18 protein-coding genes are annotated in these 18,809 nt (G+C 72.1%); 11 read left to right on the top strand and 7 right to left on the bottom strand.

Going from position 1 to position 18,809, the window contains the following annotated elements; all coding sequences use genetic code 11:
- Nucleotides 1-34 precede the first annotated feature (34 nt).
- Nucleotides 35-421: a cupin domain-containing protein gene (locus FBY23_RS01185; protein ID WP_141796477.1), complete on the top strand. Its 387-nt coding sequence runs from the start codon at nt 35-37 to the stop codon at nt 419-421.
- Nucleotides 422-515: 94 nt separating this feature from the next.
- On the opposite strand, the gene FBY23_RS01180 is transcribed toward FBY23_RS01185, so the two are convergent.
- The gene (locus FBY23_RS01180; RefSeq protein ID WP_141796476.1) at nt 516-2,396 is read right to left on the bottom strand and encodes an FAD-dependent monooxygenase; all 1,881 of its coding nucleotides are present in this window, start codon (nt 2,394-2,396) and stop codon (nt 516-518) included.
- A 70-nt stretch (nt 2,397-2,466) separates the two neighbouring features.
- Between FBY23_RS01180 and FBY23_RS01175 the strand changes: the two genes are divergently transcribed.
- Nucleotides 2,467-3,204 (top strand): IclR family transcriptional regulator, encoded by a 738-nt coding sequence (locus FBY23_RS01175; RefSeq protein WP_141796475.1) that lies wholly within the window; start codon nt 2,467-2,469, stop codon nt 3,202-3,204.
- Here the strand turns inward: FBY23_RS01175 and FBY23_RS01170 are convergent.
- Nucleotides 3,188-4,177, bottom strand: a complete 990-nt coding sequence (locus tag FBY23_RS01170) for a DMT family transporter (protein WP_222117686.1) — start codon at nt 4,175-4,177, stop codon at nt 3,188-3,190. The two genes, FBY23_RS01175 and FBY23_RS01170, sit on opposite strands and share 17 nt — an antisense overlap.
- A gap of 82 nt (nt 4,178-4,259) precedes the next feature.
- Here FBY23_RS01170 and FBY23_RS01165 point away from each other — a divergent pair, with 82 nt between their 5' ends.
- A complete protein-coding gene (locus tag FBY23_RS01165) occupies nt 4,260-4,724 on the top strand; it encodes an Lrp/AsnC family transcriptional regulator (RefSeq protein ID WP_141796473.1) in 465 nt (154 codons plus the stop codon).
- Here FBY23_RS01165 and FBY23_RS01160 read toward each other — a convergent pair.
- On the bottom strand, nt 4,717-6,870 hold the full coding sequence (locus FBY23_RS01160; protein WP_260805676.1) for an MMPL family transporter: 2,154 nt from the start codon (nt 6,868-6,870) through the stop codon (nt 4,717-4,719). The two genes, FBY23_RS01165 and FBY23_RS01160, sit on opposite strands and share 8 nt — an antisense overlap.
- A gap of 136 nt (nt 6,871-7,006) precedes the next feature.
- Here FBY23_RS01160 and FBY23_RS01155 point away from each other — a divergent pair, with 136 nt between their 5' ends.
- Nucleotides 7,007-8,134, top strand: a complete 1,128-nt coding sequence (locus FBY23_RS01155) for a sensor histidine kinase (RefSeq protein WP_222117685.1) — start codon at nt 7,007-7,009, stop codon at nt 8,132-8,134.
- Nucleotides 8,116-8,766, top strand: coding sequence for a response regulator transcription factor (locus FBY23_RS01150; RefSeq protein WP_222117684.1), 651 nt, complete (start codon nt 8,116-8,118; stop codon nt 8,764-8,766). The genes FBY23_RS01155 and FBY23_RS01150 overlap by 19 nt, the downstream gene beginning before the upstream one ends.
- A gap of 67 nt (nt 8,767-8,833) precedes the next feature.
- Here FBY23_RS01150 and FBY23_RS01145 read toward each other — a convergent pair whose 3' ends face one another.
- Entirely contained in the window at nt 8,834-10,303 is a 1,470-nt protein-coding gene (locus FBY23_RS01145; RefSeq protein WP_260805675.1) for a DUF4389 domain-containing protein, read from the bottom strand.
- A 239-nt stretch (nt 10,304-10,542) separates the two neighbouring features.
- Between FBY23_RS01145 and FBY23_RS01140 the strand changes: the two genes are divergently transcribed.
- Genes FBY23_RS01140 through FBY23_RS01130 form a run of 3 tightly spaced genes read left to right on the top strand, consistent with a single transcriptional unit; the run spans nt 10,543 to nt 12,100 of the window.
- Entirely contained in the window at nt 10,543-11,160 is a 618-nt protein-coding gene (locus FBY23_RS01140) for a nitroreductase family protein (protein ID WP_260805674.1), read from the top strand.
- 11 nt (nt 11,161-11,171) lie between these two features.
- Nucleotides 11,172-11,624 carry a DUF3592 domain-containing protein gene (locus tag FBY23_RS01135; protein ID WP_141796471.1) on the top strand — a complete coding sequence of 151 codons (453 nt, stop codon included), beginning with the start codon at nt 11,172-11,174 and terminating at the stop codon, nt 11,622-11,624.
- Nucleotides 11,621-12,100, top strand: coding sequence for a glutathione peroxidase (locus tag FBY23_RS01130; RefSeq protein ID WP_141796470.1), 480 nt, complete (start codon nt 11,621-11,623; stop codon nt 12,098-12,100). The genes FBY23_RS01135 and FBY23_RS01130 overlap by 4 nt, the downstream gene beginning before the upstream one ends.
- A gap of 109 nt (nt 12,101-12,209) precedes the next feature.
- Here the strand turns inward: FBY23_RS01130 and FBY23_RS01125 are convergent, their stop codons facing one another.
- The 3 genes from FBY23_RS01125 to FBY23_RS01115 are packed head-to-tail and all read right to left on the bottom strand — an operon-like array spanning nt 12,210 to nt 15,895.
- Entirely contained in the window at nt 12,210-14,525 is a 2,316-nt protein-coding gene (locus FBY23_RS01125; protein ID WP_141796469.1) for an MMPL family transporter, read from the bottom strand.
- Nucleotides 14,526-14,567: 42 nt separating this feature from the next.
- Nucleotides 14,568-15,155: a TetR/AcrR family transcriptional regulator gene (locus FBY23_RS01120; protein ID WP_141796468.1), complete on the bottom strand. Its 588-nt coding sequence runs from the start codon at nt 15,153-15,155 to the stop codon at nt 14,568-14,570.
- Between the two features lie 50 nt (nt 15,156-15,205).
- Nucleotides 15,206-15,895, bottom strand: coding sequence for an NAD(P)-dependent oxidoreductase (locus tag FBY23_RS01115; RefSeq protein ID WP_141796467.1), 690 nt, complete (start codon nt 15,893-15,895; stop codon nt 15,206-15,208).
- 45 nt (nt 15,896-15,940) lie between these two features.
- Here FBY23_RS01115 and FBY23_RS01110 point away from each other — a divergent pair, with 45 nt between their 5' ends.
- The 3 genes from FBY23_RS01110 to FBY23_RS01100 all read left to right on the top strand — a co-directional run bounded on the left by FBY23_RS01110 (nt 15,941) and on the right by FBY23_RS01100 (nt 18,749).
- Nucleotides 15,941-16,606 carry a TetR/AcrR family transcriptional regulator gene (locus FBY23_RS01110; protein ID WP_141796466.1) on the top strand — a complete coding sequence of 222 codons (666 nt, stop codon included), beginning with the start codon at nt 15,941-15,943 and terminating at the stop codon, nt 16,604-16,606.
- 54 nt (nt 16,607-16,660) lie between these two features.
- The gene (locus tag FBY23_RS01105) at nt 16,661-17,158 is read left to right on the top strand and encodes a hypothetical protein (RefSeq protein ID WP_141796465.1); all 498 of its coding nucleotides are present in this window, start codon (nt 16,661-16,663) and stop codon (nt 17,156-17,158) included.
- Nucleotides 17,159-17,222: 64 nt separating this feature from the next.
- A complete protein-coding gene (locus FBY23_RS01100) occupies nt 17,223-18,749 on the top strand; it encodes a flotillin family protein (protein ID WP_141796464.1) in 1,527 nt (508 codons plus the stop codon).
- The last annotated feature ends 60 nt before the right edge of the window (nt 18,750-18,809 follow it).

Here is an 18,809-nt window from a genome sequence, read left to right as displayed (position 1 = left end):
AGACAACCAAGTTGTCTATCGCTGAGGAGCAACCATGCCGGCTCTCAAGACGGCCCACGCGGACGCGCGGGTCACGACCACGCCGAACGCCACGATGACGACGCTGGCGTCCCCGACCCAGGGCGGCTCCGGTGTGTTGAGCCTGTGGCGTGTCGACATGGCGGCCGGCCAGTCCGGGCCGGAGCACGCCTTCGACGTCGAGCAGGCCTGGCACCTGCTGGACGGGGCGGCGACGGTCGTCGTCGACGGGCAGCCGATCGAGCTGGCTGCCGGCGACACCGTGGTCGTCCCGGGCGGCAGTCCCCGGCAGGTCCGTACGTCGGCCGGCGCCGCCTTCGTCGTCACCGGGCCGGCGGGCGGGCTGGCCACCCCGATCGGCGACGGGACGCGCGAGCCCGTGGCGCCCGCGTGGATCCGCTGAATCGTGGCTGGTGAGGGACGGCGGAGTTCCTGCGCAGCCACCTGGCGGCGTTCCGCGACCACGTCGAGCGGGTGCTGACGGTGCTCCCGCGCAATCAGTAGCCGGACGGCACCCGCAAGAAGCCCGCGAAGAACCGGGTGAGCCCGTCCCGAGCGGTCAACGGCAGCACGTGGGCGACGTACTGGTCCGGGCGGACGACGACGATCGCACCGTCCGGGTCGATGCCGCGCTCGGCGAACAGGTCGTGTCGTACGTCGAGTGCCCACGCCTTCTCCCAGTCCTGGAGCCCGAGCGGCCCGGTACGGGGGAGCAGCACTGCCGGAAGCGAGGCCGGGTCGAGGTCGTGGTGGCCGCAGCGGAACACGCCGTGGACGTCGATCACGCTGTCGACGTCCGCACCGGGCGGCGTGAAGCGCAGGAGGGGCGAGTCGGCGGACTCGCCCAGCCAGGACATCAGGTCGAGCAGCCCCGAGGGCGCAGTGCCGCCGAAGGCGAGGATCCGCCAGCGCCCGTCCGCGCGCTGTGCGTGCCCGAGGTGCAGCGGGCGGGCGTCGGCGAGGCGGATCGCCCGCGCGGAGTGGAAGCGGGTGCCGATCTCGAAGCCCTTGGCGAGCGCCTGGTGCTCGCCGGAGCCGACGATCGCCGACGGCCCGTACGTCGTCGCGAGGCCCGCCGTGTAGCGGCCCTGGCGCTCGAACTCGGCTCGCATCTGCTCGGCCGTGACGCCGCCCCGCTCGGGGTGCGCCTCGTCGAGGGTGGGCTGGGCGATGAAGTCGGACCAGAACCGGTCGAAGTCGATCAGGTCCTGGGCGACGGCCTGCCGCTCGGCGGAGTAGGTGCGCAGCAGGTCGGCGTCCGAGCGGCCCTCCAGCACCGCGGCCAGCTTCCAGCCGAGGTTGAAGGCGTCCTGCATCGACACGTTCATGCCCTGCCCGGCCTTCGCGGAGTGGGTGTGGCAGGCGTCGCCGGCGATGAAGACCCGGGGACCGCGAGCGCCGGAGGCGTCGTCGAACCGGTCGGCCAGCCGCTGCCCGACCTCGTAGACCGACGACCACGCGACCGAACGGACGTCGATCGAGTAGGGGTGCAGGATGTCGTTGGTGATCTCGACCAGCCGCTCGACCGTGGTCGCCCGCACCCGGCCGGCGTCGTCGGCGGGGACCTCGCCGAGGTCGACGTAGCAGCGGACCATGTTCCCGCCCTCGCGCGGGACCATCAGCAGGCTGCCCTTGCCGTCGGACTGGATGACGTTCTTGGTGCGCCAGTCCGGGAAGTCGGTCGTCGCGAGGACGTCCATCACGCCCCACGCGTGGTTCGCCGCGTCACCGTGCAGCTCGAGCCCGATGGCCCGGCGTACGGCGCTGCGGGCACCGTCGCAACCGACGACGTACCGTGCCCGGACCGTCCGCTCGGCCCCACCGGCGTCGCGCAGGGTCACCGTCACCGGGCGCTCGCCCGCGCCGACCTCGAGGTCCACCATCTCCAGCCCGTACGCGGGCTGGAGGCGCGATGCCGAGCGCGCCATGTGGTCGAGCAGGAACTGCTGCATCCGGGCCTGGTTGACGATCACGTGCGGGAACTCGCTCAGTCCCTCGGGGGTGTCCTCGACCCAGCCGGTACGGGTGATCCGCGACCGGTCCGAGGAGGACGGGCCCCAGAACCGGACCTCGTTGACCCAGTACGCCTCGCGCAGCAGGGCCTCGGCGAGCCCGAAGGCCTGGAACATCTCGACGGTGCGGCACGCGACGCCGTCGGCCCGGCCGACCTCGAGTGGTCCTTCCCGACGCTCCACGACGGCGGTGACGATCGAGGGGAAGGCCGCCAGCTGGGCGCCGAGGACGGTGCCGGCGGGGCCGGTGCCGACGACGAGCACGTCGACCTCGGCCGGGATCCCGCCCGCCCGCTCCGCCACTGCGGCAGCAGCGGGGAGGAGGTCGGGATCGCCGGGCCGGTAGCCGTCTCGGTAGAACTGCATGGACGGAACGCTAGGCAGCCTGCAGAATCGTGCGAGAGTTGATTCTGACCAGCAGAAAGAGCGTGGACGCGTGAAGAACCGGCCGTCGTACGCCGTCGAGTCCGTGGACAACGCCCTCCTGCTGGCCCAGCTGCTCGTGCTCGAGGGGCCGATGCGGGTGACGGACGCAGCGACCCGGCTCGGTGTCTCGCCGTCGACCGCGCACCGGCTGCTCGCCATGCTCGTCTACCGGGACTTCGCCGAGCAGGACGCCGACAAGCGCTACCGGGCCGGGCCGCTGCTGCACGGCTCGACGACCGCGGTGCCGCTGTCGGTGCTGCGCCAGGCCGCGCTGCCCCACCTGCAGCGACTGGTCGACCGCACCGAGGAGTCGGCCAACCTGCTGGTGCTCACCGGCGACGAGGCGCGGTTCGTGCACACCGTGGAGTGCGAGCGGCCGCTGCGGGTGGGCGACCGCACCGGCAAGGCGCTGCCCGCCCGGGTGAGCAGTGCCGGCAAGGCGATGCTGTCGGTGCTCGACGACGACGCGCTGGCCGCGGCCCTCGCGGGCCTCGAGCCCACCGAGCGGGCCAAGGTACGCCGGGCGTTGCGTGCCGTGCGCCAGAACGGGTTCGCGCTCAACAACGAGCAGACCGAGACCGGCCTGACCGCGATCGGCGTACCTGTGCGGTGGGCGGACGGGATGGTCGCCGGCATCTCGCTGGCAATGCCGACCGCGCGGTTCTCGCGGGACAGGGTGCCCGGCTGGGTGCACGAGCTGCACGGGTGCGCCCGCGCGATCGAGAGGTCGCTCAGCGCGACGAACTGAGCCGCGCCTCGCCGAGCGCCACGCGCACCGCTGAGCTCCCGCGTCGCACCTGACGATCGGGCTGTGTATCGGGCGATTTCACAGCCCATTCGTCAGGTGCGACCGAGGGACGGGAGTTGAAGCCGAGCACGCCGGCGACGACGAGCACCAGCGCCACGGCCAGCCCGGGCCCGATCGCCTCACCGAACAGGGGTACGGCGACCACGGCCGTGACGACCGGGCTGAGCGCGCCGCCGACGGCCGCGACACCGCTGCCCAGGGCGCGAACGGCGTGGGTGTAGCACAGTGTCGAGAGCAGGCCGGTGCCGATGCCCTGGAGGACGACGAAGCCCAGCAGGTCCGACCCAAGCACCGCACCGGTGATCAGGTGCGAGGGCGCGGTGCCGCTCAGCACCACCGCCAGGCCGGCGACCGTCGAGCCCGCACACACCGCGACGACGATCTCCAGCGGCTGCAACGAGGTCCGCTGCAGCCCGAGCGTGTAGGCCGCCCACACCGCGCCCGCCAGCAACAGGACGGCTATCCCACCCGGCCCCGCGCCGTCGCCGATCATCGTCGCGCTCGCGGCGACGCCGGCCACGATCGCGCCGAGCGCGGCCCAGGCCCGCCGGGAAACCCGGCGCTGACCGAGCAGCAGCACGGTGACGAACAGCGGCACCGTGCCCGGCACGAGCAGTCCGGTCAGCCCGGCGCTGGTCAGCCGCGCGCCGAACGCGAACAGCAGGTAGTGCGGCAGGCCGCCCGCCAGCAGCAATGCGAAGGTCGAGGACCGCTCCCGGGCGAGGGCCCGGAGGGTGCGGGGGAGCAGGGGCGCCAGCGCCAGGAGGGGTACGGCGAAGCGCACCAGCGCGGCGTCGTACTCGGTCAGCGTGGACCTGCCGATCGCCCGTGACGACAGCGCGAAGGACGCCCACAGGAGCACGGTCGCCGCGAGGGCGGCGTACCCCGATCTCGTCGTCGTGCTCTCGTTCACGGCGGCAAGATTAGAGAAAGCAGAGCGGCATACGATTGCCGAAAATGCCTCACCAGGACCGACCTGTAGCAGGATCTGCCACGTGACCGCCCTCGATGCCATCGACCAGCACATCCTCCTCGAGCTGCAGCTCGACGGCCGCCTCACCAACCAGGAGCTCGCCGACCGGGTCGGGCTCTCTCCCTCGCCCTGCCTGCGCCGGGTCCGGGCGCTGGAGCAGGCCGGGGTGATCACCGGGTACCGCGCCGTCGTCGCCCCGGAGACCGTCGGACTCGCCATCACCGCGTTCGTCCGGCTGACCCTGTCCTCGCACGCCTCCGAGGTCGTCGACGCGGTCGAGCGCGAGCTGCGGGACGTCCCCGAGATCACCGAGGCCTACCTGCTGGCCGGCGACGCGGACTACCTGGTCAAGGTCGTCGTCGCGTCGTTCCCGGCCTACGAGGCGTTCCTGCGCGACCGCCTCCGGGGCATCCCGTCGCTCGCGTCGATCGAGACCACCTTCGCCTTCGGTACGACGAAGGAGGTCTCGCCGCTCGCGGTCAGCTGACCAGCGCCGGCTCCTGGGCGGGAGCCGCCGTGGCGACGGCCGGGCGGGCGCGCCGCGGCCACGCCCTCTCACCGAGCAGCACCAGCACCGCCGGCAGCACGACCAGCCGGATGACCGTGGCGTCGATGAGGATCGCGGCGGAGAGCCCGACGCCCATCATCTTCATCTCCATCATCGACAGGGTCGCGAAGATCGCGAACACCGAGACCATCACAGCGGCGGCGCTGGTGATCACGCCCGCGGTGTCGGCGATGCCTCGGTGCACGGCCTCGCGGGCGGGCAGCCCGCGGTCGACGAGCTCACGGATCCGGCTGAGGACGAACACGTGGTAGTCCATGGACAGCCCGACGAGCACGACGAGCACGAAGATCGGGATCCACTCGATCACGAAGCCGGGGCTGGTGAAGTCGAGCAGGTCGGCACCGACGCCGTGCTGGAACACGACCGACAGCAGCCCGAACGCGACCCCGACCGACGCCAGGTTGAGCACGGTGGAGACCAGGCCGAGCAGCACGCTGCGGAAGGCCAGCACCATCATCACCATCGTCAGCAGGAGCACGAACCCCAGCAGCCACGGCATCCGCTGGTCGCGCTGGTGGTTGTGGTCGAGCGACTCGGCCGCGCCGCCGCCGACCGCCCACGAGCTGTCGGGACCGAGCCGGTCGAGCGCGGCGGGTGCCAGGTCGGAGCGCAGTCGCTCGATGGCGGTGGTGGCGCGGTCGTCGGACTCCTCGTAGGGCAGGGGGAGGTCGACGACCGACGTACCGCCGTCCGTGGAGGTGCGCACCTGCACGCCGGCGGTGGCGAAGGCGTCCTTGCCGGCGGTGGCGGCCAGCCGCTCGAGCGCGGCCTGCGCCTCCCCGGGTGCGGCGCCGGTGACGACGACCTGCGCGGCCGTGCCCTCGGCCGGGAACGCCTTCGTGATCGCCCGCAGGGTCTGCACCGCGGGGATGTCGGCGGGCAGGGTCTCGATGCTGGCCTGGTGGGTCTTCATCCCGAACGCGGGTACGGCGAGCGCGACGATGCCGATCGAGGAGACGACCAGCGCGGCGACCGGGTGCCGGACCACCGGGCCGAGGACGCGGCCGCTTACCGTGCCGGTGGGAACGCGCCGCGTGAGCCGCCACAGCAGCGGCAGGCGGGGCCGGTCGACCCAGCGGCCGAGCTTGACGAGCAGCGCCGGGAGCACGGTGATCGAGCCGAGGACGGCGACCGCGACGACCAGGATCGCGCCGGTGGCCAGCGAGTTGAACGTGACGTCGGAGAGCACGAACAGTCCCGCGAGGGCGGCGATCACGGCTCCACCGGAGACGAGGATCGCGTGGCCGGAGGTCTCCGCGGCGATGGCGACTGCGTCCAGCGTCGTCCGCCCGGCGGCACGCTCCTGGCGCTCCCGCTTGAGGTAGAACAGCGAGTAGTCGACGCCGACGGCCATGCCGATCAGCACGATCATGCTGAGCACCGTCGACTCGGCCGGCACCAGCCACGAGATGGGTGCGCTGATGCCGATCGTCGCGGCCACGCTGGTGGCGGCCAGCAGCACCGGCAGCCCCGCGGCGATCAGGGCGCCGAAGGCCAGCAGCATCAGCACCAGCGTGATCGGCAGGCTGATGAACTCCGCCGAGTGCAGGTCCTCGCCGACCCGGTCGTTGATCGCCTCCTCGATGGTGACGTCGCCTGCCTGGGCGACGACGAGGCCGGGGTGCGCCTCCTGGACGGCGGCGGTGACGGCGAGCAGCGGAGCGGCGTCGACCTCGTCGGACGTCAGCTCGACGGGGACCAGCAGGGACGTCCCGTCCGCGCTCGGTACAACGTCACCGACGCCCGCCACCCCGGGCGCCCTCCGCATCCGGTCGGCGACCTCGGCCGCCGCGGCCTTCCCGTCGGCGGGCAGCGTGCCGGACCGGGCCTGGACCAGCACGCTCTCGGACGGCGGCTGGTCGAGGCCCGCCCGGTCGATCAGGGACTCGGCGCGACCGGACTCGCCGACGCGGTAGTCGGCGTCCTTCACGTCGTTGGTCGAGACCGTGGCAGCGAGGCCGACGGCGATGACGACGAACGCCAGCCAGGCGCCGATCGCGCGCCACGGGTGGGTGGCGCTCCAGCGGGCGGCCCGGGTGGGCAACGCACTCAGGGAGAGGGACATGACGAGCTCCTGCGGGAGAGAGGGAGAGTGGCTCCAGCCTCCCGAGGCAGGCCCTCGCGGTCAGGGGTGGAGCGTCCCGGCCAGCAGTGGTGCCTGCACCACTGCACGATCAGGCCCGGTCGGTGAGGATGGAGCCGTGCAGCCTGTCCCCATCCGTCGCGCCGGCCCCCTCAAGGTCACCGGTGCCGCGACCGCGCAGGTCCTGCTGTTCGTGCCGGTGATCGTGGTGTTCGTCCTGGTCGTGGTGAGCAGCGTGCTGACGGTCGTGTGGATCGGGATCCTGCTCCTGCTGGGGGTGCTGCCGCTCGGCCGGCTGATCGCCAACACCCACCGGAGGATGGCGGCCGCGGTGCTGGGAGAGCCGGTGCCGGCGCCGTACCTCCCCCTGCCGCCGGGACCACTCCCCGGCCTGCGTGCCCGGGCCCTCGACCCCGCGACCTGGCGCGACCTGCTCTGGATGCTCTGGGCGATGACGGGCGGCATCGTCCTCTCGCTCCTGGTGTTCCTGCTGATGGTCGCGGTCGTCACGCTGCCGCTGTGGTGGTACGGCGCCGTCCCGCTGATGCGTGCCCGGTCGTGGGTCGACCGCGCGATCCTCTCGCCGGGGCGCACCGAGGCGCTCGAGCGCCGGGTGCACGACCTGACCACCTCCCGCGCCGTCGTCGTCGACCACTCGGCGGCCGAGCTGCGCCGCATCGAGCGCGACCTGCACGACGGCCCGCAGGCCCGTCTGGCCGCGGTCTCCCTCAGCCTGGGCCTGGCCGACGACCTCTTCGAGACCGACCCGCTGGCCGCACGGAAGCTGCTCAACGAGGCCCGCGGTACGTCGTCCACCGCGCTCGGCGAGCTGCGCGACGTGGTGCGCGGCATCCACCCGCCGGTGCTGGCCGACCGCGGCCTGACCGGCGCCGTGTCCGCGCTGGCGCTGGACATGGCCGTGCCGGTGGAGCTGGCTCTCGACGTACCGGACCGGTTGCCCGCTCCTGTCGAGTCGGCGGTCTACTTCGCCGTCGCCGAGTGCCTGGCCAACACCGCGAAGCACGCCGGCGCCGCCCAGTCCTGGGTGACGCTCCACCACGACGGAACGGTGCTGCGGGCCGAGGTCGGCGACGACGGCCGCGGCGGCGCGGACCTGCACACCGGATCCGGACTTCCGGGGGTGGCTGCGCGGCTCGCGGCCTTCGACGGCATCCTGTCGGTGTCAAGCCCCGCCGGCGGTCCGACCGTCGTGACCTGGGAGGTCCCGTGCGCCCCCTCCGCGTAGTCCTCGCCGAAGACCACGCGCTCCTGAGGGCGGGCCTCACCCAGCTCCTGGAGGCCAAGGGCTTCGAGGTGGTGGCCGCGGTCGACAACCTCACCGAGCTCGAGCGTGCCCTCGACGACCCGAGCGCCGAGGCGGCGGTGGTCGACGTACGGATGCCGCCGACGTTCACCGACGAGGGCCTGCGCGCCGCCATCGCCGTCCGCGCGCGGCGGCCGGGCTTCCCCGTGCTGGTGCTCTCGCAGTACGTCGAGCAGCTCTACGCCCGCGAGCTCCTCGCCAGCGGCGAGGGCGCCGTCGGCTACCTGCTCAAGGACCGCGTCTCCGACGTCGCCGAGTTCGTCGACGCCCTGCGCCGGGTGGCCGGCGGTGGCACCGTCCTCGACCCGTCGGTGGTCGCCGCCGTCCTCGACCGCCGCAAGGACACGCCCGTGGACCGGCTGACCGAGCGGGAGCGTGAGGTGCTCGCGCTGATGGCCGAGGGCCGCGCCAACGCCGGGATCGCGCAGGCGCTGGTGGTCAGCGAGAAGGCCGTCGCCAAGCACATCAACAGCATCTTCGCGAAGCTCGACCTCCCCACCGACACCGACGACCACCGCCGGGTGCGGGCGGTGCTGGAGTGGCTGCGGTTCTGAGCCGTCAGCGACACGGCAGCCCCGTCGCGACCCGAGTTCGGTCCTCCGAGTGCGTCGGAGCAGGTCGTCAGTGTCCGGCCGAGGCCGCAGCCTGGGCGTCGCCGTCCGCATCGAGCGAAGCCTCCGTCGCAGCCTCGTCGGCGTCCGGGCGCGGCGTGAATGAGCCTGGGATCTGCCCGGGCCCGGGCTCGGTGGGTCCTTGGTCGAGCCGGAACGGCGGGTACTGGTCGGTCATCAGGGCCACGTAGGCGATCACCCGGTAGGTCCAGCGGTTGAGGCCGATGAGCAGGTCGAACAGCGACGAGGGATAGCGACCGGTGAAGAGGAGCAACAGGCCCGCGGCGAAGGTCAGGGCGCCGATCAGGCCTCCCGCGGACAGCCGCGCGCCGTCGTTCCCGAACGTCCATCCCCACGTCCCGGAGAGGACCGACAAGACGATGAGATGGGGCAGGGCGAGCAGCCACGACTTGACGAGCACGAGGCGGCGGGAGAGGCGCTCGGGGTAGGCGACGTCGAGGTCTGCGGGGTAGTCGCGTGCCGTCAGGCTGAACGGTGGGTACCGGTCGGTGCCGAGGGCACTGGTCGCGTAGAAGGCGACGCGCCACGACCAGCGCAAGATCCCCACATTGAGGTCGAAGATGCTTCGGGGGTAGCGCTCGGTGAAGAGGATGGACGCGAACGCGACAACCGTGAGCACAGCGAAGACCAGCCAGAGCGCAGCCAGGATCACGAGGTGGGGGAGCACGAGCACCCACTTGACCAGCCACAGGCCCCGACTCAGGTGTGCGTCCTGGATCCCGGTGACCCGCACCGGCGAGACCTCGAAGCCGCTCGGTGGTGTCTCGTCTGCGGTCAGGCGTGTCCCCGGTCGCGCAGGCGGTGCGCCCGGGGACGCCGACCCCGCACCACGGACGAGGAGCAGAGCACCGGCCGCGACGAGCGCCAGCCCGACCAGGACCAGACCCGCCGCGAGCGGGGTCAGCAGGGCGAGTCGGCCGCCGGCCACCACGTCCACGTCGACACCGGCGGTGCCGTCCGCGTTCATGACGACGACGGTGTACGTGCCCGGGCGGAGGTCCCAGGTCAGCTCCTGGGAGCCGCCACCGGACGCCTGCGCCGTCCAGAACCCCTGCCGCGTCGGTGCCGGTGCGGAGTCGGCGTCTCCGCCGTGCCGCGTGAGGGTGTAGCGGAACGGGTCGTTGTCGGTGATGTCGGTGATCTCGTCGTAGGGTGCGTCCCTGAGGTAGGCCGCGACGGCGTCGCTGGGGCCGATGCCGACGAACACCGGCCCCGGTTCGCGTGAGGTGACGCGCAGGCGCACGGTGGCGACGTCCCGGTCGGCCCACCAGTCGTCCGGACCGAGATCGCCCAGGTCCAACGCGCGCGTCGTCAGTGCCACCGAGGGCGAGCTGATGTGCTCGGTGGATGTGGTGAAGAAGCCGTCGCCGTCGCGCTGGGTCATCAATGCCCAGCCCAGGGCGAGGCCGCCGACGAGGAGCGGCACGCCGACGAGTGGGAGCAGCGCGCCGACGATCATGAAGCCGGGGCGGTTCCTAGGCTCGGCCGTTCCTGCGCGGCGATCCCCGCCGGTCGGACCTGCCGGTCTGCTCGAGCCGTTCATGTGCCCTGCCTCCTGCCTGCTCGACCTGCCCGCTCCCACGGACGCGCACGATGCGCACTGCCACAGACACCGTGGCAATGACGAGCGGGCCCAGGTAGGGCCGAACGACCCGTCGCGAAGGGTCGACGGTCGCAATGACCCGCGATACTCGTCCCATGAACCCGGTCGACATCGCCGAGCCGCTGCGGTCCCGGTGGAGCCCGAGCGTCTTCGACGCCACCCACGAGCTGACCGACGCCGAGATCACCCGGCTGCTCGAGGCGGCCCAGTGGGCGCCGAGCTCGGGCAACCGCCAGCCGTGGCGCTATGTCGTCGCACCGCGCGGGAGCGCCCAGCACGCCGCGTTCGTGCCGCACCTGAGCCGCGGCAACTCGGGCTGGGTGCCGCGTGCCTCGCTCGTGCTCCTCTCGGTCGTCGAGCTGGGCCAGGACGGGGTCGAGCTGAGCGACGTGCTGATCCCGACCCACGACGTCGGGCAGGCCTCGGCCCACATCACGCTGCAGGCGCAGGCGATGGGCCTGGGCGCCCACCAGTTCGGGGGATTCGACCACGACGGCGCGGCTGCGGCGCTCGGGATCCCCGACACCGCTCGGCTGCTGGCGGGCATCGCCGTCGGTGTCCGCGGCAACCCCGCGGAGGTGTCCGAGCGCGATGCTGAGCGCGACCACCGGGAGCGGCACCGCCGCCCGCTCGCCGAGACGGCGTACGGCGCCTGGGGGGTGGCCTGGCCCGGCCTGGCCCCGTCCGGGCCGACCACGGCCGAGCGCCACTGAACGCGAGCGACGTGACCGACGGGGAGGGCCGGCGCGGCGGGGTTCTCCTCGCCCTGGTGGTGGTCGCGCTGATCGTCAACCTGCCGCTGGCGCACTTGACCTGGCAGCGCTGGGAGCTGTCCCGCGACGGTGTGGAGGTCAGCGCCGAGGTCACGGCCACGAACGTGCTGCGGGCGCGCACCGACCCGCACTACGTCGTCCGGTTCCGGCTGCCCGAGAAGGTCGACCCGCGGCGTCGTACCTGGCCGGCCGAGGTCGACCACGCCACGTGGCGGGCCGCCGAGGATACCGGCGAGATCGGCGTCCGGGTGCTGCCCGACAAGCCGGCGGTGCAGCGCGTCGAGGGCGCCCGCTCCTCCGCGGTCGGCTACGTCGTCATCGGGGTCGTCGACCTGATCGTGCTCCTGCTGGGGCTGCTGCTCTGGCGCCAGCGCCGCACCCCGCGTGCCACACTGCCTGCATGACCTCCCTCCACGACTTCAAGGCCACCGCGATCGATGGCCGGGAGACCGACCTGGCGTCGTACGACGGCACCGTGGTCCTCGTCGTCAACACGGCCTCGAAGTGCGGGCTGACCCCGCAGTTCCAGGGCCTGCAGGAGCTGTACGACCAGTACGGCGACCGCGGCTTCACGATCCTCGGCTTCCCGTGCGACCAGTTCGCCCACCAGGAGCCCGGCACCGAGGACGAGATCGCCGAGTTCTGCCAGCGCAACTACGGCGTCTCGTTCCCGATGTTCGCGAAGATCGACGTCAACGGGAAGGACGCCCACCCGCTCTACCAGTGGCTGAAGAAGGAGCAGGGCGGGCTGATCGGCGGCGGCATCAAGTGGAACTTCACGAAGTTCCTCGTCGGCCGTGACGGTGCGGTCCTCGACCGCTACGCCCCGACGACCGAGCCGGCCAAGCTCGCCGGCGACATCGAGAAGGCGCTCGGCTGACGTTCCATTGCCCCCGAACCGTTCGATCGAACGGTTCGGGGGAATCTGACGCGCAAACGTCCCCCGAACCGTTCGATCGAACGGTTCGGGGGACGTCAGGCGGGGCTGATCAGACCCCGGCCAGCTGCTTGTCGCCGTCCAGGTCGTCGTCCAGGTCATCAGACCGGGCGCCGACGTGGACCGGAGCGGAGTCGCGCTCGAGGGACTCGCCCTCGACGTCGACGGCCGGCAGGATCCGGTCGAGCCACTTCGGCAGCCACCAGGCCTTCTCGCCGAGCAGGTAGAGCACCGAGGGGATGAGCACCATCCGCACCACGAAGGCGTCGAACACGATGGAGACGGCGAGCGCGAAGCCCATCGACTTCACCACGGCGGTGTCCTCGAGGATGAAGCCGGAGAACACGGCGATCATGATCGTCGCGGCGGCGGTGACCACCCGGGCGCTGTTGCGGAACCCGTCGACGACGGCCTCGTGGGTGGGCAGGCCGTGGACGTGCGCCTCCCGCATCCGGGTGACCAGGAAGACCTGGTAGTCCATCGCGAGGCCGAACACCACGCCGATCAGGAAGATCGGCATGAAGCTCACGATCGGCTGGCCCTCGAACAGCCCGAGCGCGCCCTCCTGGAAGATCGCGACCGTCGCGCCCAGCGTTGCCAGCACCGAGAGCAGGAAGCCCAGGGTGGCGGTCAGCGGGATCAGGATCGAGCGGAACACCAGCACCAGCAGCACGAACGCCAGGCCGATGACGACGGCGAGGTAGATCGGCAGCGCGCTGTTGAGCCGGTCCGACACGTCGGTGGTGATCGCGGTGAGGCCGGTGACGCCGACGACGGTGTCGGTCTGGTCCTCGATCCCGCCCTGCCCGTCGCGCAGCGCCTGCAGCAGGTCGAGCGTCTCGGGCTCGTCCGGTCCGGACGACGGGACGACCTGGATCATCGCGCCGGTGCCGGTCCCGACCGGCGCACCGGACGCGTCGCGCTCGGCGTTGGTGGCGACCAGGTCCGCGCTCTTGACGTCGTCCTGACCAGCGGCCCACGCGACCACCCGGTCGAAGGCGGCCTGGCGCTGGTCGTCGTCGGCGATCTTGCGGCCGTCGACCACGACGAGCAGCGGGCCCTCGCGGCCGGGGCCGAACGCCTCGGTCATCAGGTCCGATGCCTTGCGCTGCGTGGTGTCGGTGGGCGAGGTGCTGTCGGTGGGGAAGGCGAGGTACATCTGCGAGATCGGCGCGGCCAGCGCACCGAGCAGGACGACGACGCCGAGCACCCAGGCGACGGGCGCCTTCGCGAGCATCTGCGCCCACCGCACGCCGTTGTTGTGGACCCGGCCGTGCTCGTCGCGCTTCGGGGCGTACTTGCGCACCTGCCCGGCGAAGGACTTCGACTTGGTCAGGCCCAGCAGCGCGGGCAGCAGGGTCAGCGCGACCAGCACCGCCACGAACACGGTCGCGGCCGCGGCCAGGCCCATGGCGGTCAGGAACGGGATGCGTACGACGGCCAGTGCCGACAGCGCGATGAGGACCGTGAGGCCGGCGAAGACGACCGCGCTGCCCGCCGTACCGACGGCGATCCCGGCCGCGTGGGCGCGGTCCTTCGTGTGGTGCAGCTCGGTGCGGTAGCGGGCGAGGATGAACAGCGTGTAGTCGATGCCGACCGCGAGGCCGATCATCGTGGCCAGCATCGGGGTGCTGGAGCCGATGTCCATCAGCGCGGTCATGGCGGTGATGCCGGTCATGCCGAGGCCGACGCCGAAGACCGCGTTGAGCAGCGGCATGCCGGCGGCCATCAGCGAGCCGAAGGTGAGGACCAGCACGACCAGGGCGATGCCGAGACCGATCAGCTCCGACGAGCCGCCCGGCGGCTCCATCACGGCCATGCCGGGGCCGTTGGCCTCGGCGACCAGGCCGGTCTCCGCCGTGGTGTCGGCGAGCAGGTCCTCGAGGTCGTCGATGGTGGTGGTCTTCAGGTCGGACGGCGAGTCGACGTCCCACTCGAAGGACATGGTGCCGATCCGGCCGTCCTCCGACAGGGTGGAGAACGCGGACGGCATCCCCTCGCCGGCCGCGGCGGGCGCGACCAGGCCGGGGTTCTCCTCGCCGGTCTGCGGCAGCGTCGGTACGCCGTCAATCAGCTGCTGGATCGCCGCCTGGTACGCCGGCTCGGCCAGGGTGTGGCCCTTCGGTGCGGCGACGACGAGGTTGACCGACGCGTCGTCGAAGGCGTCGCCGGACTCGGGGAACAGCTCCTGCTGGATGTCGGCGGCCTTCTCCGAGGGGATCCCCGGGATGGAGAAGGCGTCGGTCATCGGCTTGGAGAAGGCAGCGGCGAGGCTGCCGAGGACGACGGCGACGAGCAGCCATCCGGCGATGAAGAACGGCCACCGCCGGTAGGCGGTCGAGCCGAGACGGTAGAGCAGGCGGGCCATGGGGTCTCCTGTGGGCCTGGTTGGGCGTGCTGGGGAAGGTGCTCAGCCGAGCGCCGCGCGGGCGTCGGCGACGGAGTTGTCGAAGTGCTGGGCGAAGGTGAGGCTGCCGTCGGCGGCGGTCCGCTCGAGGGCGTCGTCGAAGAAGGTGATGAGCAGGCGCAGGATCACGCGCACCTTCTCGCTCGGGAAGTCGGCCCCCTCGCGCTGGCGGATGCAGTCACCCAGCAGGGCCGCAGCGGACTCGAACCGCTGGTGCACGAGCTGGATCAGCCGCGGGTCGTTCATCACGGCGTCGCGGACCGCGGCCAGGTGCTGGTCGGAGTCGGCCCGCTCGCGGGTCGCCTCGTGGGCCAGCACGATCAGGTCGTCGAGCAGCCGGCCGGTCGGGCCGCCCCCGACGAAGGTCGCGACGAGCTCCTCGTCGACGTCCGGCTCGGGACCGAGGACGACCTCGGCCTTGCCGTCGAAGTAGTTGAAGACCGTCCGCCGGGACACGTCGGCCGCGGCCGCCAGGTCGTCGATGGTCCAGCCGTCGAACCCGTTGTCGAGGGTCAGTCGGACGGCGCACTGCTGGAGGCGCAGCGCGGTCTGGTACCGCTTCGCCTCACGCCTGTTGCACAGATCGACCATGAGTGCATCTTTGCACTTTGGTGGGACTCAGTGCAACTTCGTGACGGCCGTCACGCCGCTCCCGCGTGGGCCCGGGCGGACGGCGTACCGCGCCCGACGATCGCCGGCGCCTCGCGCACCAGCCCGTCGTCGGTGAGGGCGGCGACCATGAACAGCGCGAAGTCGGTACGCCGGGTCAGGTTGCTCGCCAGCACCGGGTCGCCGACGTGGCGGGCCCAGACCGGCAGTCCCTCCGAGGGCCCCTCCTCCAGGTCGCTGCCGCGCACCACCGTCCATGCGGTGTCGCTGGCGAAGATCCGCTCGCACGCGCGGACCTGGTCGTCGATGTCGGCGAACCGGACCGCGCGGGCCACGACGGTGAGGGCGCGCACCATCAGGCGGAACCGCCGGCTGTAGCGGTCGCGACCGTCGCGGGTGATGTGCCACCCGCACGAGAAGACCAGGCGGGCGCCGGGCTCGGCGTGGTCGAGCACCGCCTGCGCGGTGCCGGAGGAGTAGTCGTGCACGCCGAACGGCACGAGCACCACGAGGACGCCGTCGCACCCGGCGACCGCGCGGGCCACGACCTCGCGGTCGTCGGTGCGGCCGGGCACCACGGTGATCCGGTCGGAGAGGTCGGCCAGCTTGCCGACGCTCTCGGGGCGGCAGACCGCCGTGACGTCGTACCCGCGCTCGAGGCAGTGCCCGATCAGGTACCGACCGAGCTTGCCGGAGCCACCGATGATGCAGACCTTACGCATGTAAGGGAAGGTAGCAGCCGACCTTACGGGTGTAAAGTGCCGCGCGTGCCCCGCCCCCGGACCCCGCTCTCGCCCGAACGGATCGTCGTCGCGGCGGTCGAGGTCGCCGACCGCAGCGGGCTGGCAGCCGTGAGCATGCGCAACGTCGGCAAGGCGCTCGGCGTCGAGGCGATGTCGCTCTACCACCACGTCCAGGGCAAGGAGGCGCTGCTCGACGCCCTCGTCGAGTGGGTCTTCACGGGCATCGACCTGCCGGAGCCCGCCGAGCCCTGGCGTACGGCGATGTACCGACGCGCCGCGTCCGCCCGCGACCGCCTCGCCGCGCACCCGTGGGCGGTCGGCCTCATCGAGTCACGTACGGCGCCCGGCCCGGCCCTGCTGCGCCACCACGACGCCGTCCTCGGCAGCCTGCGCGGCGGCGGCTTCTCGGTCGCCGACGCGGCGCACGCGTTCTCGGTCATCGACGCCTACGTCTTCGGCTTCGTCCTGACCGAGGTCAACCTGCCGTTCGACTCACCTGCCGACGTGGAGGACATCGCGGAGGGGATGATGGCGACGATGCCCGAGGGCGACTACCCGCACCTGACCGAGCTGATCCTCAGCCACGCGCTGCAACCGGGCTACGACCACCGCACCGAGTTCGGCTTCGGGCTCGACCTCATCCTCGACGGCCTCGAGCGGCTGGTCGAAGGCGCTGGTTCGCCGGTTTGACGGGGGTTCTCGCGGATACGATCCAGAGCCCGTCCCCCTTCCCCGGAGCACTCGTTGACCGTCTTCCTCGTCCTCGGCCTCGCCGGGCTCGTCCTGCTCGCGCTGTCCCTGGTGGTCGGCGACCTGCTCGACGGCGCGTTCAACGCCCTCGAGGCCGACTGGATCTCCTCGGCCGTCATCGGTGGCTTCGTGTCCGCCTTCGGCTTCGGCGGCGCGGCGAGTGATGGCGCCGGCCTCCCGGTCGCGGCCTCGCTCGCCATCGGCGGCGGCTGCGGCCTGGTCGTCGGCTGGTTCGCGTGGTGGCTGACCCGGCTGCTCAAGGACAGTCCCAGCGACGGCACGGTCTCGATCGGCGACAGCGTCGGCCTGGTCGCGAAGGTCGTCACCGACATCCCGGGCGACGGGTACGGCGTGGTGCGGGTCGTCGTCGGAGGTCACCCGATGCGCCTCAACGCCAGCGCCCACCGCCCCATCGAGGCGGGCGCCGAGGTCAACGTGACCGGCGTTCTCTCGCCCACCGCGGTCAGCGTGACCGAGGTGTGGCAGTCCTGACCGGACGCCGACCCCTCCCCTCCAGGCTTCCTCTCCTCACACCCCTCGGAAAGAACGGAATGCGATGAACACCGCCGTCCTGGTGCCGATCGCCGGCATCGTCGTCCTGCTTGTCCTCCTGGTGCTGCTGGTCACCAGCCGCTACAAGGTGGCCGGCCCCAACCAGGCCTTCATCATCACCGGCCGCAAGGGCAAGGCGGTGATCAACCCGGAGACCGGTGAGCTCACCACCGACCTGTCCGGCCAGAAGGTCGTGCTCGGTGGCGGCGTCTTCGTCATCCCGTTCGTGCAGAAGCAGGCCACCATGGACCTGTCGAGCCGCCGGATCTCGGTGCAGATCCGCGGCGCCGTGTCCGGCCAGGGCATCAAGCTCAACCTCGACGGCGTCGCGATCGTGAAGGTCGGCGGCAACGCCGACCAGATCCGGCTCGCCGCGCAGCGCTTCCTCTCGCAGCAGGCCGACATCGAGCCGTTCACCCAGGAGGTGCTCGCCGGTGCGCTGCGCTCCATCGTCGGCGGCTTGACCGTCGAGCAGATCATCCGCGACCGCGCGGCGTTCGCCCAGCGCGTCGCCGACGAGTCGGAGTCCTCGCTCACCGGCCAGGGCCTGATCCTCGACGCCTTCCAGATCCAGGACGTCACCGACGACGGCACCTACCTCGCCGACCTCGGTCGCCCCGAGGCCGCCCGGATCCAGCAGGCCGCGGCGATCGCCGAGGCCAACGCGCGCCAGGCCGCCGAGCAGGCGCAGATCGCCGCCGAGCAGGAGATCGCGATCGCCCAGCGCACGCTCGCGCTCAAGCAGGCCGAGATCAAGGCCGAGACCGACGCCGCGTCCGCGCAGGCCGCCGCGTCCGGCCCGCTCGCCCAGGCCGAGCGCGACCAGGCGATCTTGTCCGAGCAGGAGAAGGTCGCCGTCCAGCAGGCCGCGCTGACCGAGCGCCAGCTGGAGACCCAGGTCCGCAAGCCGGCCGACGCCGAGCGGTACCGCGTCGAGCAGGAGGCCGAGGGTCGTCGCAACGCCGAGATCGCGGCGGCCGACGCCCGCAAGGCCGCCACCATCGCGGCCGCCCAGGCCAAGGCCGAGGAGACCAAGCTCAGCGGTGAGGCCGAGAAGGGCCGGCGTGCGGCGCTCGCCGAGGCCGAGGCCATCGAGGGTGCCAAGCGCGGTGAGGCCGAGAAGGCCCGCCGAGTGGCCGAGGCCGAGGCCACCCGGGCCGAGGGTGAGGCGCAGGCCGCCGCGACCCTGGCCGTCGGCCAGGCCGAGGCGGAGGCGATGGACAAGCGCGCCGAGGCGTTCGCGCACTACAACGACGCCGCGGTGCTGCAGATGCTCATCGAGGTGCTCCCGCAGATCGCCAAGGAGGTCGCCTCCCCGATCGCCGCGATCGACCAGCTCACGGTCCTGTCGACCGACGGTGCGGGCGCACTGCCCAAGCAGGTCACCGACAACGTCGCGCAGACCCTGCAGATGCTGAAGACCTCGACCGGCCTCGACCTCGACGCCCTGATCAAGAAGTCGGTCGGCAAGGCTGCCGGCGGCGGCGACGACGTCGTCCCCGGTGAGCTGGACGGCACTCCCTCCGCCTGACCTGGGCGAGGCAACTACCGGATTCGTCGCTCAGCGTCGCGCATTGCGACGAATCCGGTA

The sequence above is a fragment of the Nocardioides sp. SLBN-35 genome (assembly GCF_006715725.1).
Lineage (GTDB): Bacteria > Actinomycetota > Actinomycetes > Propionibacteriales > Nocardioidaceae > Nocardioides.
Note: the sequence above shows the minus strand (reverse complement) of the source record. Positions and strands in the feature narration are given on the sequence as shown.